Source organism: Bacillus sp. RCC_6_1 (assembly GCF_041360755.1).
GTDB lineage: Bacteria > Bacillota > Bacilli > Bacillales > Bacillaceae_G > Bacillus_A > Bacillus_A cereus.
The window spans coordinates 1-19373 of the sequence record NZ_JBFUPV010000023.1 but is presented as its reverse complement, the minus strand read 5'-3'; the positions used below and the strand labels follow the sequence as shown (position 1 = coordinate 19373).

Genomic DNA, 19373 nt, shown 5'->3' with positions numbered 1-19373 from the left:
GGGGGTGACGTTGGGGGAGGTGCAAGGGGAATTTTAATTTAAAAACAGCAACACTTATTCCAGCGTTGCTGTCCTTCTTTCAAAATATGTATGAAGACGATATTCACATATCTCCTTCGTCCATTCAAATAAGATCTCTTCATCTTCTTTTCTAACATCCATATTTAGAGAAAATAATTTGCCATCAAATGATAGTAAACCTTTCGAGCTACCACTCCATTTTGTCATTGGCATTGTAGCAATTAATTTACTAACTTTTTCTTCATCATATTCCCACATACGTTGTGCTTGCTTGTCACTAAAATCGATTCGCTTGCGGTATTCTTGTTCCATTAAAAACTGATGGAAGAATGGTGCAACTTCTTGTGGTGAGATAGGATGGTACCATTCCTCTTTTCCGCGTTGTAACATCGCTAACAATAGTAGCATTTTATAGCTTTTTGCCATTCCTGTTTTTTCAACTTCTTGCAACCACGCTTCACAATGTAAAAACACTGTTTTTTCAAGTTCTGTTAATTCATCATTCCATGCTAAAAAGCCAACATATGATTTAAACTCTTGGCGATATTCTTTACTCTCTTCTATACCAAGTTTATGTAATTCTAAATATGTAGGTCGACGTCCAAGATCCATTTTTACAGTTTGATAGCTATGTTGCAATTTTTCTTTTCTCGGCATTTTCTTTTTCAGTAATTCATCTAATAACTGCTTTGCTTCTAATTCAAATTCTACTGTACATCCATCTGGCAATATATTTTGTGTACCATTTCCTTTCGTCTTTCCATCATCAACTCGAAGCATTTGCATTTTTATATCTGCATTTCGATAATTTGCAATTAAATCAATTACAACACAATACTCCTTATGCTCATGCAATCGTAAACCACGACCAATTTGTTGCGTGAAAATTGTTAATGATTCTGTTGGGCGAACAAATAAAAGTGTATCAACAGATGGAATATCAACACCTTCGTTAAATAAATCTACTGTGAAAATAGCATCTAGTTCATTATTATCCAGCTGTTTAATCGCATCTTCTCTCGAAATATGTTTTGTTTCCGAATGAAGTGAAATTGTACTATAACCGTTCTCATTAAAATATGTAGACAAAAAGACTGCTTGCCTAATACTAGAGCAAAAGACAATTGTTCTAGTTTTCTTATATTTCTTCCAAGCTTCTAAAATATTTAAGGCAAGTTCCTCTCTTAACTGAATTTGCATAAGTTCCTCACGATCATACTTATTGCCTATCCAACGTATTTGTGAGTAATCGGTATCATCATGTACTCCATAATAGTGAAAAGGAGATAACCATCCACGCTGAATCGCCTCCATAAAATCAATTCGATATGCAACGTTCCCATCACAAATCGAATAAATATCACGAAAATCATTTCGATCTGGTGTTGCCGTTATTCCCAATAAGAAATCAGGGTTAAAATAATCTAGCACTCTTTTATAACTGTTAGCTGCAGCATGATGGAACTCGTCTACAATAATAAGGTCAAAATCATTAGGTGAGAAGTTTTCTAAGTGACGCTTTCTACTCAACGTTTGAATAGATGCAAAAACAACATCCTTCTCGCCTTCCTTTTTCTTTCCATTATAAATCCCCGTAGTCTTATTATCGATTACACGTAGAAAAGATTTTTCTGCTTGATTTAATATTTCTTCTAAATGCGCAATAAATAAAACTCGCTTAAAACGTTTTGCAAAAAAAGCAGCTAAATAAGTCTTACCAAGTCCTGTTGCCATAACAACCATCGCTTTGTTGTATCCTTCTTCCAGTACACCCTCTAATTGTTCCAATGCAGGTAATTGTGCAAAGCGTGGTGCAATCTTTGTTTCATATATAGCTGATTCTTCTAATTCAATTTCTACTCCTGATCTCGCAGTATAATCCTCTTGTCCCGAGGGAATCATCATTTCAATCTCTTCTTGCTTTGTCCAAGTTCGGACTAAACTCGAATGAGTTGTATGAAATTCTTCATACTCTTTACGATATTGTTTAATTGTTTCTATATTGATAGGCTGAGTTGCTTCATTCATATGAATATGTAAAAATTGATCAATCGCCTCCGAAAAAGCTTCCTCTCCAACACTCTCTTTCACAAGCAAGCTCCATTCCACGCCACTTGTTAACGCGGAACGAGACATGTTAGAAGAACCAACAATCATAACTCCGTCGCTCTCACGCTCAACTAAATAAGCCTTCGGATGAAATGATTTCCCAGCACTCCTCCACAGTCGAACCTCAATATCAGGATGAATTTTATACAATTTCTCTAAAGCATCTGGTTGCGTAATATACAAATAATCTCCTGTACAAACCTTAATATCTACATTCTTTTCGGCTGCTTTTCGCAAAAGAGGGGCTAAGACATCTACCCCCGATTTCATAACAAACGAAGTTAAAATATATATTGATTTTGCATCATCCATATAGCGCTCTAGCTTATGGATCAAATTATTCGTAACGAGCTGTACATTAGTCATCATGTACCTCAACTAAAAAAATTCTCTCCTGAAAACCACCACGTTTTTCAGCCTTCTGTTTACGCACCTGCTCAACAGCCTCTAACGTTACACCTTCATATTGTGCTAATGCATTCACTAGCTCTAATAAATCAGCTAATTCTTCTACTTTATGTTCTTTACTTTCAGCCTCTAAATACTCAGCTAACTCCTCTTGTGTTTTCTTACTCACTTCTTCTATATATTCTTTTTCATCTAGTATTCTAGTTGTGAATGTTCTTCCATTATTCTCGATAATTTCTGGTATGCGATCTCTTACTAATTTGTTGTAGGTTGGCATTTGAATTCCTCCATGGCTAATATTGTAACTTTTTGATTATATTATACAAGATTTAGTACTTTTCTTTCTATTTGCATACAATAACTATTTAAACAATATATTATAATTCAATAAATAAGGCCATATCTAAAACATTCTCTGATGTTAGTTTGATACAGCCTTATCTTGCATATAGATATTACTTTAAAAACTTAAACTTCTTTTTATTATTGTAAAGTAATAATATTATTGAACTTTTAATCTACCTACAAAACATTACTATCTTTTAAATAATCATAAAGCTTATTATCAACCGATTTCTCCATAATCATATTCATCGTAACGACCGGCAATTCTTTTCCATTTTTATCTTGCATTTCAGTTTGTTCTACACTTGCTTTATCAGGTTTCGCTTTTCCTAAATAGTAAAAGTCGCTTCCCTCGTCATCATCTTTTTTCACAAAAATATGGACATCAATATTATTTTGTTTAGCATCAATAATTGTTTGAACTTCCTTTGATTTTAATGTTCTATTACTTCTTGTATACCACTTAAGAACATCTTGATTAAGGAATTCATCACCATAATTCACACTCGATTCTACCTCATCATTTTTATGATATGTGACAAATATTGGGCAAGTACCGTATTTGGTTTTATAGCCATACATAGTTGAAGTCTCATCAATGTGCCAATTTAAAAGTTTACATGCATCTTTTCTTGAGTATTTTTTATATATAGTAAGGTTACTATCACACTCATAGTTTTTGTTCTTTTCTTTCGCACTTTTAATGATGTCCATTACCATGTACTTGAAGTATTCATTCTGTTCTAAACTTTCTCGGATTAGATCATTAAACATGTACTTATTATCTTCTTGTAACGCGAGAATTGGCTTTTCACCATATTTTTTCTGGTTATTCTGTGTGAAAAACGATAACTCAAACACCCGCTGCACAGAAGTAATCGTAGCATCATCTGTTAGGCAATTAGATTCTTCAAGTTGTTTTATATACTCATCCTTATCAACTTTTTCTTGCTTTAATAATAAGTCTAACAAAACGATTTCGTTTTTACGTTTTCCATTCAATACTTCCAATGAAAACATCGTTAAAACTTTATTTTCGTACTCTGTTAATGCAGGGACATCTTCTTTCATTTTCAATAAGAACTGATGATAGTTCGCATATCCTTCTGCAAGTACAACTGGATCAATAGAGTGGTTTACTATAAAGTCATATAGATATGGAGTTCTTCCTATTCTATTTTTCAACTCAGCAAAAGCTTCCTTCAATACTTTCATAGCTGTTAAATTGCTATTATTAATCGCTCTAAAGATCTGCTTTTTCGCTATCTCTTCAAAGTTAACTGTTGAAATACCTTTAATATAACTCGTGTCATTTGTATATCTACGTATATTATCTTTATTTTGTGATCTATCTCCTGAAAGGGCAATCGGAATTAAATAGTTATTTTTATAGTTTCCAATAAAATCAATAATCGTAACAAAATCTTTCGAATCGTGTTTTCGAAGTCCACGCCCCAGTTGCTGTATAAAGATAATACTTGATTGAGTTTGTCTTAACATGACAACTTGATTAACACTTGGAATATCAATTCCTTCATTAAAAATATCTACTGTTAAAATATAATCCAGTATGCCATTTTCTAATTGATTCACCCGCAGTTCTCTTTCCTCTTGGGAATGATCGCCGGTTAATGCAAATGTGCGAAAACCTCTATTATTTAAGGCATATGATAATTGTTCTGCCTCATCTTTTCGGCTGCAAAACATTAATCCTGTTACTTTCTCACCAGAATAACCATAGTATTTTACTTTTTCAACTATATGATCCACTCGCTCTTCCGTAACAAGTTTAGATAAAGCAGTAGTGTCATCTATCTTTTTACCATTATACTCAAAATCAGTTACTCCAAAATAATGAAAAGGACAAAGCATATCTTCTTCAAGTGCTTCTTGCAATCGAATTTCATAAGCAATATTGTAATCAAATAGCTCATAAATATTAAAATTGTCTGTACGTTCAGGCGTAGCAGTCATTCCCATTAAAAATTTCGGTTTAAAATAATCACTAACTCTATGATAAGAACTAGCACCAGCTTTATGAACTTCATCTATTAAAATATAATCAAATAGCCCAGGATCAAATTGATGTAAATTTTCTTCCTTTGAAATAGTCTGGATTGTCGCAAATAAATATTTAGCATTCATTTGCTTATTTGATCCTGATAAAATTCCAAAATCCTCATCGGCTCCACCAAGAACTTTTTGAAAATCTGCTTTCGCTTTATTTAATATTTGCTCTCGGTGAACAATAAATAACATCCGTTTAGGCGCAAAATTTCTGACATCAAATGCTGAAAGATATGTCTTACCCGTTCCTGTTGCGGAAATAACTAAGCCTTTTGCTTTTCCAGCGTCTCGAATAGCTTGTATTTCTTTTAACGCAGCTTGTTGCATTTTATTTGGGGTAATTTTCAAAGCTTCTTCAATTGAATTATGATATTGACCAGGTAATTCTATAACTCGATCTAGTAACTTATTTTCTGCAGCTTGCTCATATATTGTTTCGTAATTTGCAATCAACTCTTCGGTTAATACTTGAGAATGCTCCCAAACTTCTTCAAATTGGTTTTTGAAATGCTGAACAATCTCTCCATCTTCATGCGATGTTAACTTAACGTTCCATTCATAGTTTACCTTCAAAGCATGTGCAGTCAGATTTGAACTACCGACAATTAATGAACAATGTGTTTTGTTATCAAATATGTATCCCTTTGAATGAAAACCAGATAAATTTGTTAATCTTACTTCTACATTTTCAAGTTTCATTAACTCTCTAAACACTTTTGGTGTATTAAAGTTTAAGAATGTAGATGTTAATATACGTCCTTTAACCCCTTTTTGTTTAAGATCAAGGAAATGTGATTTTAAAGTCGCTAGCCCGCTTTCTGTAATAAAAGCTACTGAGAAAATAAAAGATGTACTATTTTCTAGCTCCTCCAATAATGAGCTTAAAACATTTTCATTTTTTTTCGTATTGTTTACTAATAATTTCGGCTTATATATTCCAGGATGATTATGTTTTTGATCAATAAACCCTTTATATAAAGACCCCTCTAATTTTTGAATAAAATTCTCCATATGATCACCATTTATGACAATTTTTTATATTAATTGTATTACTCACTGATTTAAAGTGCAAATTTATTACAAATATAAAAAACTATCCGTATAAAACGAATAGTTTTTTTCAAATTACTTTACAATCGATTCTTTTGATAATTTCTCAATAGTCGGGATATCCGCAGGTGCCCACTCTAAAGCTGCTAGTTCATTCGGATATAACCATTTAATTGCTACGTGCTCAGTTAGAACCGGACTTCCTTCAACAAGTTTACAATAGAAAGTTTTCAAATGAACAATACCAAAATCATACTCATAGGCTGTATAATCAATTTGCTCACCAATCTGCACGCTACAATGCATTTCTTCATCAATTTCACGCTTTAACGCCTCTTGAGGTGTTTCTCCCTCTTCTATTTTCCCACCTGGAAATTCCCACATAAGAGGTAGCGATTTAGATGGTCCTCTTTGTGCACATAAAATTTTCTCATCTTGAACAATTACTGCTCCAACAACATAAATATTTTTCTTCATTATGTCCTCCTTAAATCTCACAGAAACTCTATACTTTATGTTTCCACACTTTATAGACTGAAAAATGCCTTTTATATCTTTTAACGACTAATATATTTTTAATCAGTAAGCTAGATTTTATCTATCCCTATCTAGCCCTTTTAATACAATTAGCCTAACACTCTCATCTCTTTTATATTATATAGAAGTAACTACAAAAATAAAGCCTGATTGAATACTTCCCTCTTAAGCCTCTTTTTTCACCATTTCCTCATACCTAAAATGACTCTCCTCCAAAAACCCCCTACTCTCCCCACTCCCCTTATAAAAACTCTCCCAACCCCACTCCCTCAAAATCCCCTTCCAACTATCACTCTCAACCATCCTCTTAATAACACCATCCCAATAAGCAACCTCTTCCTCTGTCATATCTTTCGGGCCCATAATTCCTTTCCAGTGCTGGAAGATGACGTTGATTCCTTGTTCTTTCCATGTTGGGATTTCTGGTAGTCGGTCTAGGCGTTTTGGTGCGGATACGGCTAGTATTTTTATTTTGCCAGCTTTGTATTGTTTTTCGGCTTCGGATAGGGTCATGGTTGCGGCGCCTATTTGTTTGTTCGTTAGGGCGTTTATGATTTTTTCTTTGTTTTCGTAGACGAAGAATTGTAGTTCGGCTGGGTTTATGCCGAATGCTTTGCTTACTTGTACGAATGATAGGTGATCGTCGTTTCCTAGGCCTGGAGCGACGCCGATTTTGAAGTTTTTCTTGTTTTGTTTTAGTTGTTCCATTAGTTCATTTGCGTTTTCTATGTTTGAGTCTTTTGATACGACAACAACTTCCCAGTCCGATGCGAGTGTCGCGAGTGTTGTGAAGTCTTTATATGTTAGTTTACTGTGGCCCAGTAGGTTGTTCGTTATGAGTAAGCTTGAGTTAATCGCCAGTACATGACCGCCTTTTTGTTTCGTATATTTCCATCCGACATCACCGCTGCCACCTACTTTGTTTGTGACAGTGATTGGTTTTGTGAAGATTTTTTCTTCTGTTAGCGTTTTTTGCATCGCTCGTGCTGTTAAGTCCCATCCTGCTCCTTGAACGTTTGGCGCAACGATTTCTACTTTGTCGATGTTCACTTTATTCGTATGGGATTTTTCCGAGGAACAACCAGCTATTACTCCTATCATGATCCATATACATAGTAATAATCGTTTTTTCATAGTCCTTGTCCTATGCGATATTTTCGTTCTGGTCGTCCGATAATGCCGTATGTGTACTCTACTGTGCATTCGCCGGTCGCTACTAAGTATTCTAAATATCTTCTTGCAGTTGTTCTGGAGGCCCCCATTTGTTCTCCCATTTCTTCTATTGTAATGCCCTCGTCGAATCCTTTTATAATTCCTTTCACTTTTTGCAGTGTTAACGGATCCACACCTGTCGGTAAGTTTTTTATGTCTTGTGTTTGCGAAGTCCCGAAGAAATTATCGATAAGTGCTTGATTTACTTCATTGTTACTATGTAATAATTGCTTCTTTCTTTTATAGTCTTCAATTGTGCGAACGAATTTTTCTAACGTGACCGGTTTTATAAGGTAGTTACTTACGCCGTTTCGAATTGCTTTTTCTAGCATATGGTTTTCATTCGCCGCTGTTACCATAATGACGTCAACGTTTGGAAAGTCAGCATGAATTTGTGGTAATAAGTCAGTTCCAATTCCATCTGGTAAGTAATTATCTAATAGAAGTAAATCGATTTCTTCCTTTTGTAGTAGTTCTATCGTTTCTTTCGCGTTCAATGCTTTTCCAATCACTTTTACGTCCTTTATTTTTGATAAAAACTCTTCCTGAATTTGCGCGACGCGGAAATCATCTTCTGCAATTGCAACCTTCAACATATGCCCATCCCCCTGTTTGTCATGTACTTTCTCTCAATATTTTCGGAAGGTAAATTGTAAAAATAGCTCCCCCATTTTTCTCGTTTTGAATTTCAATTGTTCCCCCTAGTAGTTCTACCATTTCTTTCACGTTTGCTAGTCCGTAACCACGATTATTTCCTTTCGTTGAAAATCCTTTTTGAAAAATGGACGTGATTTTTTGTGCCGGTATCCCTGCTCCACTATCTATCACTTCAAACACAATATCGTGTCCAATATCCGTAACGAAGAAGGAAACACTCTTTTCCTCTCGTTCACTCACCGCATCAAATGCATTGTCGATTATGTTTCCAAGAATCGTAATAAGGTGCGAAACTTTTATATGGTCTGGTAACGGATGCAGCGCACTATCTCCTTCAATATGAAAATCGATTTTCTTCTCAGATGCTGTTCCGATTTTCCCTAATAAAATAGCTTGTACTTTCGCATCATGAATTTGATGGAATAAAATATGGTTTTGGCTTTGATGAATATTAGATTCTTGCTGGATAAATTCAATTGCTTCTTTGTAGTGCCCTAACTGAAGTAATCCTGATAAGACGAACAGCTTATTTGTAAACTCATGTGTTTGAGCGCGTAAGTCCTCAGAATACTTTCTTACCTCAGATATCGTATTCACAAGGTTTTGCAGTTCTGTTTTATCCCTAAAACTACATACAACTCCTACCGTACTGTTATTTTCGAGTATCGGCGTCATATTTAAAATAAACACCTTATCTTGAAACGCGATTTCTTGATCGTTTTCTAGCACTCTTTCCATATTAAATTCTGGTAAAACTTTTGAAATGTGTTGCTGCATATAATCATCATTCACATGTAGCATCTCTTCTGCCGACGTATTCATCATCGTAATAAACCCGTTTTGATCAATAGCGATAATTCCTTCTTTTATAGATAGTAATATTGCACTTCGTTCCCGGTATAGCGCTGCAATTTCATTCGGCTCTAAACCGAGTGTATCTTTCCGAATGCTACGTGCTAAAAGAATGCCACCAACAATTCCAGCTAGTAATACAGCTAAGGAAAAGAGGATAATTTCTTTCGTTCTGCTTAATATGTTAGATTCGATACCTTTTATTAAAAACTCTACTGTCACAACACCTACTACTTGATCGTAGTCTCCGTTATGAACAATAATAGGTGCCTTCGCCATTAAAGCTGGACCACTTGTACCATTTCCTTCGAGTGTATAATAACCACCAAAAGTAAGTGCCTCATAGTTATACGGGTTGTTACTCTTTGTACCAATCAACTCCGAGTTAGAATGTGAATACATAACCCCATAGCGATCTTCTACAATGACGTAATCTGCACCAGCTTGCTCACGAACTTGTTCCGCAATGGATTGAATCGTATTTTTATGCTCGTTATTTTGAAAAGCATCTTTTATAGCTGGCATAAAAGAAAGAGATTTAGCCGTTTGCAGCGCTAACTGTTCCACTTGGCGCTTCGTATCAACGGACTGAATGTAAACAAATATTCCTGCTAATAGGAGAACAACAAATAAAATTAACGTAATAATTAAGCTTACTATTTTCGTTTGCAATGACACTTTGCGTGATTTCTTCATACTTCATATCCTTTGATAAAATATTCTAAACTATCAATCTCCTTTTTCTATTATTATGACAAAACGAATAAGGAAGCAACTATTAAAACTCTCCATGTACATAAAGTACAAAAAGAATAAAATTGTCATAATATTGAGATTTCGTTCTACAGACAGTACAATTCAACTACAATGAACACGCTTTCATAATTATCATTTTATTTATAAGCAAGAGGAGGAATTATTATGGCTCAAGCAAAATCTAATCGAGTCGCCGGCAATATTTTCAAAGGTTCTGTCGGCAATTTAATTGAATGGTACGATTGGTACGTTTACTCTGCTTTCGCTGTTTACTTCTCAGCAGAGTTCTTTCCTAAAGGAGATCCAACGAGTCAGTTACTCAACACAGCAGCTATTTTCGCAGTTGGGTTTTTAATGCGCCCTATCGGAAGTTTATTAATGGGACGCTATGCAGATCGGCACGGACGCCGGGCAGCATTAACACTTTCGATTACGGTTATGGCCGGTGGTTCTTTAATTATCGCCTGTACACCTAGTTACGAAAGTATCGGTATTATGGCACCAATTATTTTAGTTCTTGCCCGTTTACTACAAGGATTATCACTTGGCGGAGAGTACGGAACTTCTGCCACATATTTATCTGAAATGGCTAGTAGTGGTCGCCGCGGCTTTTATTCAAGTTTCCAATATGTAACGCTCGTTGCTGGGCAAATGGTTGCGTTAGGCGTTCAAATTGTTCTTCAGCAATTGCTAAGCGAACCCGATATGAAAGCTTGGGGCTGGCGCATTCCGTTCATTATTGGAGCGATGGGCGCAGTAGCTGTATTATGGCTTCGCCGCACGATGGATGAATCGGAGCAGTTCGCAAACATAAAATCACAAAAACGCGAAAGTGCAGGAACTGTTCGCGCTCTTATGAAACACCCGAAAGCAGTATTAACAGTAGTCGGCCTAACATTAGGAGGCACTGTCGCATTCTATACGTACACAACATATTTACAAAAGTTCATGGTAAACACAGTCGGTCTTCCGAAAGAAGTTGTAAGCTGGATTAACTTTGTCGCACTACTTATTTTCGTCGTACTTCAACCAATTGCAGGACTACTATCCGATAAAATCGGACGCCGCCCACTATTAATGGCATTCGGTATTCTCGGAACATTACTAACAGCACCGATCTTCTTCTTCATGGAAAAAACGACAGAACCAATCGTAGCATTTTTACTCATGATGGTCGGTCTCATTATCGTTACTGGTTACACTTCGATTAACGCAATTGTAAAAGCAGAACTCTTCCCAACTGAAATTCGCGCACTTGGCGTAGGTTTACCATATGCACTAACAGTTGCGATATTTGGCGGAACAGCTGAGTTCATCGCATTATGGCTAAAAAGTATCGGAATGGAATCACTATTCTACTTCTACGTAGCTGGATGTATCGCGATCAGCTTTATTACGTATTGGCGTATGGATGAGTCATCGAAGACTTCGCAGATTGAGGCAGAGCTTGGTGGTGGGGACAATTTAGTTAATAATAAATCTAGTTAAAATGATGTATTCTATAATCTTCGTTTATCTGAACTCGATTTACTTTATCTAAGAAGGCATAATTCATTAAGATATAATTTAAAAACCTCTACTTATATGTAGGGGTTTTTGTATGACGAAAAAACACGTATTATCGACAATTGCAAAAAGCCGGAGATTTTGCCAATGTAGAATCCATTGGTACTCACACCATGCGAAAAACCTTCGGCTATTGGTTCTATAAACAAACAAAAGATGTTGCTATGTTACAAGAAATTCTTAACCATAGCACACCACACATCCCCCTGAAATATATTGGAATTAATAAAGAAGAAAAAGATAATATTCTTGATACATTTCAAATTTAATTCACTTAAAATTACTATTTCAATCATCATAAAAAAGACCTTTTATTTTAAAATAAAAGGTCTTTTTTATAAACATATATGTATTAAGATTTATATTTTTTTACTGTACAAGGAATAGTTACAATGTACAAATCTATAGCATAGATTGTAACCCAGATACCTTTACCTTCAGCTTCTAACTTTTTATCTAGTTGAGACAAATGCTCTGAAACTTTTCTTTTTCCCCATCTTCTAGGAAACCATTGAAAAACCTTAGGAACATTATATTTTTTATTATACCAAGTATTCAATCTCCAAAAAATGAAAAAAAACAAAACAATAATTATGATACGAAAAATATCAGAATATGAAATTCCTAAAACCATATTATATTTTCTCCATTTTCACTAAAACTCAGATAATTTACTTCTTAATTCTAATTCATCCTCTGTTTCGAAACCCTTAAATAATAAATGAATTATTTGATTATGATTAAAAAACACATTATATTCTTTTGATAAATTACCATGAGGATATGGACAAGAAACATAATCGCATAATTTATTATCCGCTTGTTGTTGCTTTCTTCCATAAATCATAAGAGGTTGATTAATTTCTTCTATAAGAGCTACAGAACCAATTGGTAATAATTAGCCTCCAATTGGAAAATAAGAGACGAACAAAGACAATCTACTCAGCTCTCCTAAGGTTTTAATAGTTTAATATTTGATTTTCAAGTTTGCCTTCACAAATTCCTGTTAACACTGATAATAAGAAAAACAGGCCGTAAAACGGGCGATTAATTTGATCATATAGGTCATACGCTTCGCCAAGTAGAACATCCGAATCATGTGGTTGTTCACCCTGTAACAATTACTAACAGCGCGTAGAAAACATTTGGATAAATAAGAAGCAAATAAATGATTAAAAAGTTGTAACCCCTACTATAAGAAATACTATTATTACTAAAGGAAGAATGATAATCATAAAGGATATTATTATTGTTAATAATGCTTTCCATGCTGAAAATTGGTGTGCTTCTCCTAAACATTTTAAGGAAATAATGATTGTCCAAATTCCAATAACTATATCAATTATGGCAAAAATAAGAAACAAAATCGTTAAAGTTATGCTACTCTCCATTTTCGGTGTCTCACTCGTAAAGTTTTCTATCCCAAACAAGAAAAATGAAGGCACCCAAACTAATATAAGAGAATAAACGTAAGGGATATAAGAATAGGCAACTGAGTAACGTGTTTTCTCAAAGGTACCTTGTCCACCAAGTTTTTTTGCCACCCAATTAAATAACGCTGGTAGCAAAAAATAATAAATTAAGAAGGCAACGAAGGTACCGAATATAACCATTGAGATTAATGAAACTGGACTACTTATTGAATCCGCCATATTTTTAGAAGATGCTCGATCTAAAGTCTGTACGAATGAGCCTAATAAAATGAGTAAAAACACATTCTTAGGTTTGGATATAAAAATTTCTTTCATTGTATCACGTGGTTTTGTCCAAATGGAAAACCAAGGATTGAGTGCACGTTTAAATTGATTTTCTGGAGTTTCCATATAAAAAACATTCCCCTTTCTTAAAACATATTAAATATAATTTCCTAATAATTCCAGTTATGTACATATAAATATTAAAGCATAAATAGTCGATTATTTAAATGTAAATATTCAATCATTTGATTTCATCTGAAACTTAGGGGGATTGCTTCTTAACAATCCCCTCCATATTGCCTTGCATTTTTAACTATGGGCTGAGTAGTTACTTTCATTTTTGAGTACCTCACATTCTTTAATACATTGGATAAACAGCTATAATCTTATCATCAATAAGAACAAACCTAATTTCCATTCCTTCAGATGTTTTACCACAATATAATCTTCCACTTATACATCTTTTATTGCTATAAGCCTCGTAAATGGCTTCCATAAGAAGAATGCAATTATACACTTGAAATGCAACAAATCCTCTTTAAAAGCCTATACGTATTTTCCCTCCATCTTCTATATGCTTACGTAAATAATAATACTTATGGAGTTCTATAATCATATAAAACAAACCAAACGAAAACACTGTGCATGCACACATAAATACAATCGCACCCATCTGTTGTGTTGCAATGCTAAGAATTATATTAGCAATTAACTGCCCCAATCCCGCTGCAATAGCTGCTACTTTTACACCACCAGTTCCTTTCGATGATTTTGATTTTTTTCTTGGTTCCTGAAGTTTTTCAATATGATTTTTATAAAAATGATACAAAGCAAAACTATACAAACCAAATGAAAGAATACAATAGATAGGAGTTTGTAATTGTAACACTTCATAAGCATATTTTTGAGTTATAACTAATAATCCGACTGAACATATGGTGCCATATACTCCTCGAAATAGAGTGTATTGTAATTGTCGTTTCCGAGGATTGATAGCAATCCATATCGCCCACAAATTTAAAAAAATAACTGGAGGAGTTACTATATATACATAGAGTAATCGAAAAGGATTCGCAAAAGCAGGCAAAAGAACAAACACATCCGCCCCCAAAAGGACAAGACCAATTACGTGGACTCTTATTTCATTTACAGGATAAAGAGCCATATAATGTGCAAAAGCTTTCTTATTAAAATCTAGACTTTTTTTCATGTTAATTAACCCCCCCCGCTACCGTTGACCAAGTTTTTTTCGCGCTCGTTTTCACCATATCCTTAATACTATCATCTTCACCATCACCATCTAAATCAACATCCCATTTTACACCTTCTGTGAAATATTATTCCCTTCTCGAAAAGAAGATCACCCCATTAATAAGATCTAGGCTTATCAAAAATTTCAAAAAGCCGGAGATTTTGCCGGTATCGAATCTATTAGGACTCACACCATGCGCAAAACCTTCGGCTATTGGTTCTATAAATAAACAAAAGATGTCGCTATGTTGTAAGAAATACTCAATCATAGCACCTCACAAATTACACTTAAATATATTGGCATCAGTAAGGAAGAAAAAGATAGTGTACTAGATACGTTTTGTATTTAATTCAATTGTAATAAAAAACTATATTTTCAACAATTTCTCACGTAATATCAATTCATTTTCAGTCATGTAACCTCTGTGTAATTCTTCTACAATCTTATCGCAATTAAAGCATAATACTTTTTCATCACCTAAATAACCAACTGGATAAGGAACACCTACATAGTCAAAATCACGTTTATCTGCTGAAATAACCATTCTTCCGATAATCATAATGATTGGTTCTACACCTTTTAGTTTAACAACTGAGCCAATAGGTAATAGTTTCATTTATTTGCTCTCCTTTTTCTTTTTATATCTGAATATAAATTCTAAAATAATTATAAAAGCAAATCCAATAGATAATTGAATGACTGTAAAAAGGATTTTTTCTTTTGAAGAAGCTTCAGGTAAATTACATATTACTACAAGGGGAATAAGTACCCCAACAATGGTAAGAATCCTTAACAATTTATTCATATTTTGAATTCCCCTATCACATAGGTAATATCATTTCTTGTTAAATTTACTATGTACCAGTTCAAAAAATTTATTTGCACCAAGTGAAATTGCACCAATAATAAGAACCCCAATAATAAAATAAATCTTTTTAAATAAACTGTAAGGAGATAAAATAGCAACTACAAGAAGTATTATAATTGCAACGAATGTGACTAATTTTCCAACTTTAAATGCTTGCATATCAGCTTTCCTCTTTCTTTGGTTTTTCAAATTTGATAAATCCTCCAAGGCCAAACTCTTCCCCGAAGTATCCCCCGGTTTCAGCTCCAAGCTTTACTTTATAACCGAATGTACCTAATCCTAATTCCCCTTTTGCTATTACATCATGGTCTCCTATAAATGGAACGAAATCTGGGATATGAAAAAGATTTAACTCTGCTTCATATTTGTTAGCAGTAAGTTCCGATGCAATTTTTAATGTATATTGATCCACACCTGTTGTAAAGTTTGCTTCGCCAAACTTTTGAGTAATGGTTAACTCTTGCGGAGTAAACCTAATAGGTCCAATGGGCCCAATAAAAGTAGTAATTGGAACCTTTATTTTTGTTATTTTAAAGGAGTTTTCTAAAGCAGATCCCTCTATTTTTGCTCCAATAATATTTCCAGCCATTAAATCATCTTTAGCAGCATCAAAAGAAAAAGGCACATTTACATCTATTTTTCCAGATAAAGCTTTCATGTTCCACTCGCTGTTATTACCAAGAGGCTCCTTACCATCAATCACAGAACCTTCTAAAACTCCTCCAACACGATCTCCATCTTTCCATTCTGCTTTACCTGTAAAATATTTAATGTTATCCTTATCATCTTTTTTAGTTCCTGCCTGTGCTATTTTATCAGCTTCATGAGTTTTCTTTTCTGTAATTTTTTGAATAGATGTTGTCCATCCCATGTTCAATACTTGCGTACTAAATGTACCGCTGACAACACTAAACCCTTTCCCACTTTGGACTTCCGCAAGACCTGCAGCAATACTCGCTGCTAATTGAATTGCTGTACTATAATTATTACTAGAGGTCTGATTGAATTGATACAAATGATCCAGCTTTTCTTGCAGTTTTTGCCTCATAACAATAAAAAGATTTACCATGGCATCCATACCCGGAATTGGCATAGCTTGATTGACAGCTTCCATACTTGTTTTCATTCGGTCAATTTCTCGAATTTGTTCTAACACTTCTTGTTCAATAACATCAGTTGAAGCTACCTGTGATTGAAATTGACTTGGAAAGGCATTATTCTGACGGATTAGTTCTTCACATAAGTAAATAATTCCTTGTGCTAGAGGACGAAAAGTTTGTACAAAAAATGATTTTGCACTGCTATACGTTTGCCCTTGTAACACAGTATCAATTGCAAAGGCATCAATTGACTGAATGACTTGTTCCATACCTTGAATAGTAGCGTTACATACAGCATTCATACTTTGAGTTTGGCCTTGTACTTCTCCTAAATACATATTTAAGCTCATGCATTGACCTCCCTCGCTAATTGTTGTTGTTGATAGGAAAGGTCGTTTTCTAAATCACTAAGGTTTCGTCTTTCTTTAAGCAACGTTTCTTTTTGGTTTTCTAATTCAAATGTGACTTTTCGTTCAATATGTTGTGCCTCTTGATATGTATTCATAAAAAACTGAGACATTTCTCTATCACCATGCCAAGTTCCTAAAATTCGATCAAACAAACGATGGTTTCGACCTCTCCATTCATAAAAATCTGCTTCCGCTTGCTCCTGAATGTGAATCGCGAATTGATTTCGGTCCTGTTCTTCAAATACATTTCGTAACTTTTGATTTACTTGATTAATTTGTTTTTCAATATCTTGGCTCATCTTTTTCCTCCTACTATTTTACTTTACGTAGGTTGTCACATTAGCGAAAAGTGTTGTGAAGTGCGTTATCCATTCTCTCAAATTCATTAGATACCGAATGAATATTATCAACCGCTTGTTGAAAGGCAGCGGAAAATTGTTTCGTCAAGTCTAAAACTTGCTGATTCGCTTCTTGTGCTTTGAAGTTAACAGATAATGTTGTACGCGTCGCTTTTGTTATAGAACGACTTGTTGCACTTTGAATCCTATCAGAGGCTGATCCCATTTTCGTAGCAATTTGCGTTGCTGTTTGTAAATTACTTTGAAATTGTCCCATTCTTTCAAACCCTTTCTATAAGTTTTCCAGACGCACCAAAGAAATCTCATTAAATATATATCCCTATCAATATCACTCGCTAGGCATGCAATCAAATGAGCCATACAATATAAGCTGTATGGCTCATTTGAAATACTTGTTATATAGAGTAAAACAATTTTTATTTCAAACCGAAATTACGTGATAATTCTTCATCATGAGAAGCAACAGCCTCTGCAGTTTTATTAAGCTGCATATTAATTTCTTGTAATAGCTGTGCAAAGTTTTGTACCTTTGGCTTTAATTGATTGAACTGTTGGTCAAAACCTTCAAAAGCACGTCCTTCCCATTCTCCTCTTAATTCATTTTGCAAGTTTTGTAGTTGACTTAAAATGTCCTCAATTTGATTTGCACCTTGTCCATATCGAGCCGCTTTCGATTTAAGCTCCTCTGGTGACATACGAATTTGTCCAGCCATTTTCATTTCCCCTTTAATACATAATGAGCAAAATATTTATTGGTTAATTTTACTAAACACATTATAATCTATTATTCTGAACTTTTAAACGTTTTATCTTTCTATTGAATATTAGAATATGAATATTCAATTCTAATCGTTAAATATCCTACTTTTTCTAGCTTTACAAGATTTCATGCAAAAAAGACCACCAAAAGGCAGTCCCTCAAAACTCAATCCCATCCCACGCTCCACTACTTTCTCATACAAATAATTCGCAACGATAGTATCTACTACAGCCAAACCAACTGATTTGAAAATAGTAATCTCTTCATCATTTTCGTGACCAGCTTTTCCCCCTTATAATTTAACCAATTTCGGCGTGGAGATTGCTAGTTTTATCAAAATTTGAAGATTACCTGTTTCTAGATCCTATTCAATTAAGCAATCCTACAAATGCCTCTTCTTCCTCATCTATAAAACCTACAAATATAATTCCTTCAATATCCTCATGATTAAATACAAATGTATAATCAGGATTCATGTATCCTTCTGGATAAAAACAGCCAATATAGTCATACATCACAAGTTCTTTAATCCCAAGTTTTTGTTTTCTTCCATAGTTATTTATGTGAATTCAGCTCGTTTTTTTGTTTTGGGTGAAAAAATTTTTAACTTGATAGCAATGTGGTGCTGCCCCTATTAGGCAAATTCGACAAAGAAAAGATACCCAAAGGTGCCTTCCTCCCACTTGAACCATCTTAATTTTATTGTGTTGTTATTATATAAGAAAAGAAGACATCACTTAAGATGTCTTCTTTTCTTGTACACTTGGTGTTAAGAAGGTATTTATTGCTTAAAAACCATAAAAAAATATAACAATCATCGAGTAAACCTATTATAGCATCAATAAATAGAGTTTTTATATTCATTTTTACATATATATAGATTTATTTACGTTTTATCTATATAGTTAAATTGTCTGTTTCTTGTTTTAATTCGTTTGTTTATTTTGAGTGCTCCAGCAATGGAGCCTTTTTTATGCAATAAAACATTTTCTTAGCATTACTTAGTTGATCTATATTAACTTTACCCTCTTAAATTATATCTATATTTTACCAAACAATTATGTAGATAACCAGTTTTTTCTAATAATCTAGTGGATTGATAATTTTAATGGTAGTTATTAATACTTACAGGAAAATTCAGTATGCAATGGAAATTGAGAAATCAAGAATTATAAAAAACTTATAGTATCTTTTGTAAAATTATATTTATAATTTGTATATTAATATGTTATAATTTAATTTCTAAAACTACCAAAAAAGGACTGCCAGTAATGAACTGAACCCAAAAAATTAGACAAATATATTAAGCAGCTACTAAGGATTGAACTCTGTATTGCACAGGGGACA

The 19373-nt window shown here is 34.0% G+C and carries 20 protein-coding genes and 4 pseudogenes; 3 read left to right on the top strand and 21 right to left on the bottom strand.

The window, feature by feature from the left end:
• Positions 1–54: 54 nt before the first annotated feature.
• From AB6801_RS29925 to AB6801_RS29895, 7 genes are all read right to left on the bottom strand, one after another.
• Positions 55–2496: a DEAD/DEAH box helicase family protein gene (locus AB6801_RS29925; RefSeq protein WP_097999451.1), complete on the bottom strand. Its 2442-nt coding sequence runs from the start codon at positions 2494–2496 to the stop codon at positions 55–57.
• The gene (locus tag AB6801_RS29920) at positions 2489–2815 is read right to left on the bottom strand and encodes a nucleoside triphosphate pyrophosphohydrolase (RefSeq protein ID WP_001143695.1); all 327 of its coding nucleotides are present in this window, start codon (positions 2813–2815) and stop codon (positions 2489–2491) included. The genes AB6801_RS29925 and AB6801_RS29920 overlap by 8 nt, the downstream gene beginning before the upstream one ends.
• Before the next feature lie 245 nt (positions 2816–3060).
• Complete coding sequence (locus tag AB6801_RS29915; protein ID WP_097999433.1) at positions 3061–5961, bottom strand: DEAD/DEAH box helicase; 2901 nt, start codon at positions 5959–5961, stop codon at positions 3061–3063.
• Positions 5962–6075: 114 nt separating this feature from the next.
• On the bottom strand, positions 6076–6477 hold the full coding sequence (locus AB6801_RS29910) for a (deoxy)nucleoside triphosphate pyrophosphohydrolase (RefSeq protein ID WP_000739608.1): 402 nt from the start codon (positions 6475–6477) through the stop codon (positions 6076–6078).
• Positions 6478–6702: 225 nt separating this feature from the next.
• The gene (locus tag AB6801_RS29905; RefSeq protein ID WP_370941348.1) at positions 6703–7671 is read right to left on the bottom strand and encodes a tripartite tricarboxylate transporter substrate binding protein; all 969 of its coding nucleotides are present in this window, start codon (positions 7669–7671) and stop codon (positions 6703–6705) included.
• On the bottom strand, positions 7668–8345 hold the full coding sequence (locus AB6801_RS29900) for a response regulator (protein ID WP_097999435.1): 678 nt from the start codon (positions 8343–8345) through the stop codon (positions 7668–7670). The genes AB6801_RS29905 and AB6801_RS29900 overlap by 4 nt, the downstream gene beginning before the upstream one ends.
• Positions 8346–8364: 19 nt before the next feature.
• The gene (locus AB6801_RS29895; protein WP_097999436.1) at positions 8365–9954 is read right to left on the bottom strand and encodes an ATP-binding protein; all 1590 of its coding nucleotides are present in this window, start codon (positions 9952–9954) and stop codon (positions 8365–8367) included.
• 225 nt (positions 9955–10179) lie between these two features.
• Here AB6801_RS29895 and AB6801_RS29890 point away from each other — a divergent pair, with 225 nt between their 5' ends.
• Both AB6801_RS29890 and AB6801_RS29885 read left to right on the top strand, forming a co-directional pair.
• A complete protein-coding gene (locus AB6801_RS29890; protein ID WP_097999437.1) occupies positions 10180–11502 on the top strand; it encodes an MFS transporter in 1323 nt (440 codons plus the stop codon).
• 131 nt (positions 11503–11633) lie between these two features.
• Positions 11634–11849, top strand: a pseudogene (locus AB6801_RS29885) (tyrosine-type recombinase/integrase); the annotation flags it as partial.
• Positions 11850–11932: 83 nt separating this feature from the next.
• Here AB6801_RS29885 and AB6801_RS29880 read toward each other — a convergent pair.
• From AB6801_RS29880 to AB6801_RS29860, 5 genes are all read right to left on the bottom strand, one after another.
• Positions 11933–12214, bottom strand: a complete 282-nt coding sequence (locus AB6801_RS29880; RefSeq protein ID WP_046945335.1) for a hypothetical protein — start codon at positions 12212–12214, stop codon at positions 11933–11935.
• 21 nt (positions 12215–12235) lie between these two features.
• A complete protein-coding gene (locus AB6801_RS29875) occupies positions 12236–12427 on the bottom strand; it encodes a DUF4176 domain-containing protein (RefSeq protein WP_000639126.1) in 192 nt (63 codons plus the stop codon).
• A gap of 112 nt (positions 12428–12539) precedes the next feature.
• The gene (locus AB6801_RS29870; protein ID WP_088361389.1) at positions 12540–12701 is read right to left on the bottom strand and encodes a hypothetical protein; all 162 of its coding nucleotides are present in this window, start codon (positions 12699–12701) and stop codon (positions 12540–12542) included.
• Between the two features lie 51 nt (positions 12702–12752).
• Positions 12753–13403: a Yip1 family protein gene (locus AB6801_RS29865; protein WP_000449722.1), complete on the bottom strand. Its 651-nt coding sequence runs from the start codon at positions 13401–13403 to the stop codon at positions 12753–12755.
• A gap of 412 nt (positions 13404–13815) precedes the next feature.
• Positions 13816–14487 (bottom strand): hypothetical protein, encoded by a 672-nt coding sequence (locus AB6801_RS29860; protein WP_097999438.1) that lies wholly within the window; start codon positions 14485–14487, stop codon positions 13816–13818.
• A 127-nt stretch (positions 14488–14614) separates the two neighbouring features.
• On the opposite strand from AB6801_RS29860, the pseudogene AB6801_RS29855 reads away from it, so the two are divergent.
• A pseudogene (locus AB6801_RS29855) lies at positions 14615–14878 on the top strand (tyrosine-type recombinase/integrase); the annotation flags it as partial.
• An 18-nt stretch (positions 14879–14896) separates the two neighbouring features.
• Here AB6801_RS29855 and AB6801_RS29850 read toward each other — a convergent pair.
• From AB6801_RS29850 to AB6801_RS29810, 9 genes and pseudogenes are all read right to left on the bottom strand, one after another.
• Positions 14897–15145: a DUF4176 domain-containing protein gene (locus AB6801_RS29850; RefSeq protein WP_000771613.1), complete on the bottom strand. Its 249-nt coding sequence runs from the start codon at positions 15143–15145 to the stop codon at positions 14897–14899.
• The gene (locus AB6801_RS29845) at positions 15146–15334 is read right to left on the bottom strand and encodes a hypothetical protein (protein ID WP_097999439.1); all 189 of its coding nucleotides are present in this window, start codon (positions 15332–15334) and stop codon (positions 15146–15148) included.
• A gap of 30 nt (positions 15335–15364) precedes the next feature.
• Entirely contained in the window at positions 15365–15556 is a 192-nt protein-coding gene (locus tag AB6801_RS29840) for a hypothetical protein (RefSeq protein ID WP_001147556.1), read from the bottom strand.
• 1 nt (position 15557) lies between these two features.
• Positions 15558–16847, bottom strand: a complete 1290-nt coding sequence (locus tag AB6801_RS29835; protein WP_087966284.1) for a T7SS effector LXG polymorphic toxin — start codon at positions 16845–16847, stop codon at positions 15558–15560.
• Positions 16844–17206: a DUF3958 family protein gene (locus AB6801_RS29830; RefSeq protein ID WP_000076114.1), complete on the bottom strand. Its 363-nt coding sequence runs from the start codon at positions 17204–17206 to the stop codon at positions 16844–16846. Before AB6801_RS29830 ends, AB6801_RS29835 begins: the two co-directional genes overlap by 4 nt.
• Positions 17207–17246: 40 nt before the next feature.
• Entirely contained in the window at positions 17247–17522 is a 276-nt protein-coding gene (locus AB6801_RS29825) for a TIGR04197 family type VII secretion effector (protein ID WP_000529666.1), read from the bottom strand.
• Between the two features lie 160 nt (positions 17523–17682).
• Positions 17683–17979, bottom strand: a complete 297-nt coding sequence (locus AB6801_RS29820) for a WXG100 family type VII secretion target (protein WP_000918591.1) — start codon at positions 17977–17979, stop codon at positions 17683–17685.
• Positions 17980–18195: 216 nt separating this feature from the next.
• Positions 18196–18318, bottom strand: a pseudogene (locus AB6801_RS29815) (ornithine cyclodeaminase family protein); the annotation flags it as partial.
• Between the two features lie 76 nt (positions 18319–18394).
• Positions 18395–18580: pseudogene (locus AB6801_RS29810) on the bottom strand (DUF4176 domain-containing protein); the annotation flags it as partial.
• Positions 18581–19373 lie beyond the last annotated feature (793 nt).

Excerpts from the sequence above, each read along its gene's own strand:
- AB6801_RS29925 (WP_097999451.1), bottom strand. The coding sequence starts at position 2,496 with ATGACTAATGTACAGCTCGTTACGAATAATTTGATCCATAAGCTAGAG.
- AB6801_RS29920 (WP_001143695.1), bottom strand. The coding sequence starts at position 2,815 with ATGCCAACCTACAACAAATTAGTAAGAGATCGCATACCAGAAATTATC.
- AB6801_RS29915 (WP_097999433.1), bottom strand. The coding sequence starts at position 5,961 with ATGGAGAATTTTATTCAAAAATTAGAGGGGTCTTTATATAAAGGGTTT.
- AB6801_RS29910 (WP_000739608.1), bottom strand. The coding sequence starts at position 6,477 with ATGAAGAAAAATATTTATGTTGTTGGAGCAGTAATTGTTCAAGATGAG.
- AB6801_RS29905 (WP_370941348.1), bottom strand. The coding sequence starts at position 7,671 with ATGAAAAAACGATTATTACTATGTATATGGATCATGATAGGAGTAATA.
- AB6801_RS29900 (WP_097999435.1), bottom strand. The coding sequence starts at position 8,345 with ATGTTGAAGGTTGCAATTGCAGAAGATGATTTCCGCGTCGCGCAAATT.
- AB6801_RS29895 (WP_097999436.1), bottom strand. The coding sequence starts at position 9,954 with ATGAAGAAATCACGCAAAGTGTCATTGCAAACGAAAATAGTAAGCTTA.
- AB6801_RS29890 (WP_097999437.1), top strand. The coding sequence starts at position 10,180 with ATGGCTCAAGCAAAATCTAATCGAGTCGCCGGCAATATTTTCAAAGGT.
- AB6801_RS29880 (WP_046945335.1), bottom strand. The coding sequence starts at position 12,214 with ATGGTTTTAGGAATTTCATATTCTGATATTTTTCGTATCATAATTATT.
- AB6801_RS29875 (WP_000639126.1), bottom strand. The coding sequence starts at position 12,427 with ATGATTTATGGAAGAAAGCAACAACAAGCGGATAATAAATTATGCGAT.
- AB6801_RS29865 (WP_000449722.1), bottom strand. The coding sequence starts at position 13,403 with ATGGAAACTCCAGAAAATCAATTTAAACGTGCACTCAATCCTTGGTTT.
- AB6801_RS29860 (WP_097999438.1), bottom strand. The coding sequence starts at position 14,487 with ATGAAAAAAAGTCTAGATTTTAATAAGAAAGCTTTTGCACATTATATG.
- AB6801_RS29850 (WP_000771613.1), bottom strand. The coding sequence starts at position 15,145 with ATGAAACTATTACCTATTGGCTCAGTTGTTAAACTAAAAGGTGTAGAA.
- AB6801_RS29845 (WP_097999439.1), bottom strand. The coding sequence starts at position 15,334 with ATGAATAAATTGTTAAGGATTCTTACCATTGTTGGGGTACTTATTCCC.
- AB6801_RS29840 (WP_001147556.1), bottom strand. The coding sequence starts at position 15,556 with ATGCAAGCATTTAAAGTTGGAAAATTAGTCACATTCGTTGCAATTATA.
- AB6801_RS29835 (WP_087966284.1), bottom strand. The coding sequence starts at position 16,847 with ATGAGCTTAAATATGTATTTAGGAGAAGTACAAGGCCAAACTCAAAGT.
- AB6801_RS29830 (WP_000076114.1), bottom strand. The coding sequence starts at position 17,206 with ATGAGCCAAGATATTGAAAAACAAATTAATCAAGTAAATCAAAAGTTA.
- AB6801_RS29825 (WP_000529666.1), bottom strand. The coding sequence starts at position 17,522 with ATGGGACAATTTCAAAGTAATTTACAAACAGCAACGCAAATTGCTACG.
- AB6801_RS29820 (WP_000918591.1), bottom strand. The coding sequence starts at position 17,979 with ATGGCTGGACAAATTCGTATGTCACCAGAGGAGCTTAAATCGAAAGCG.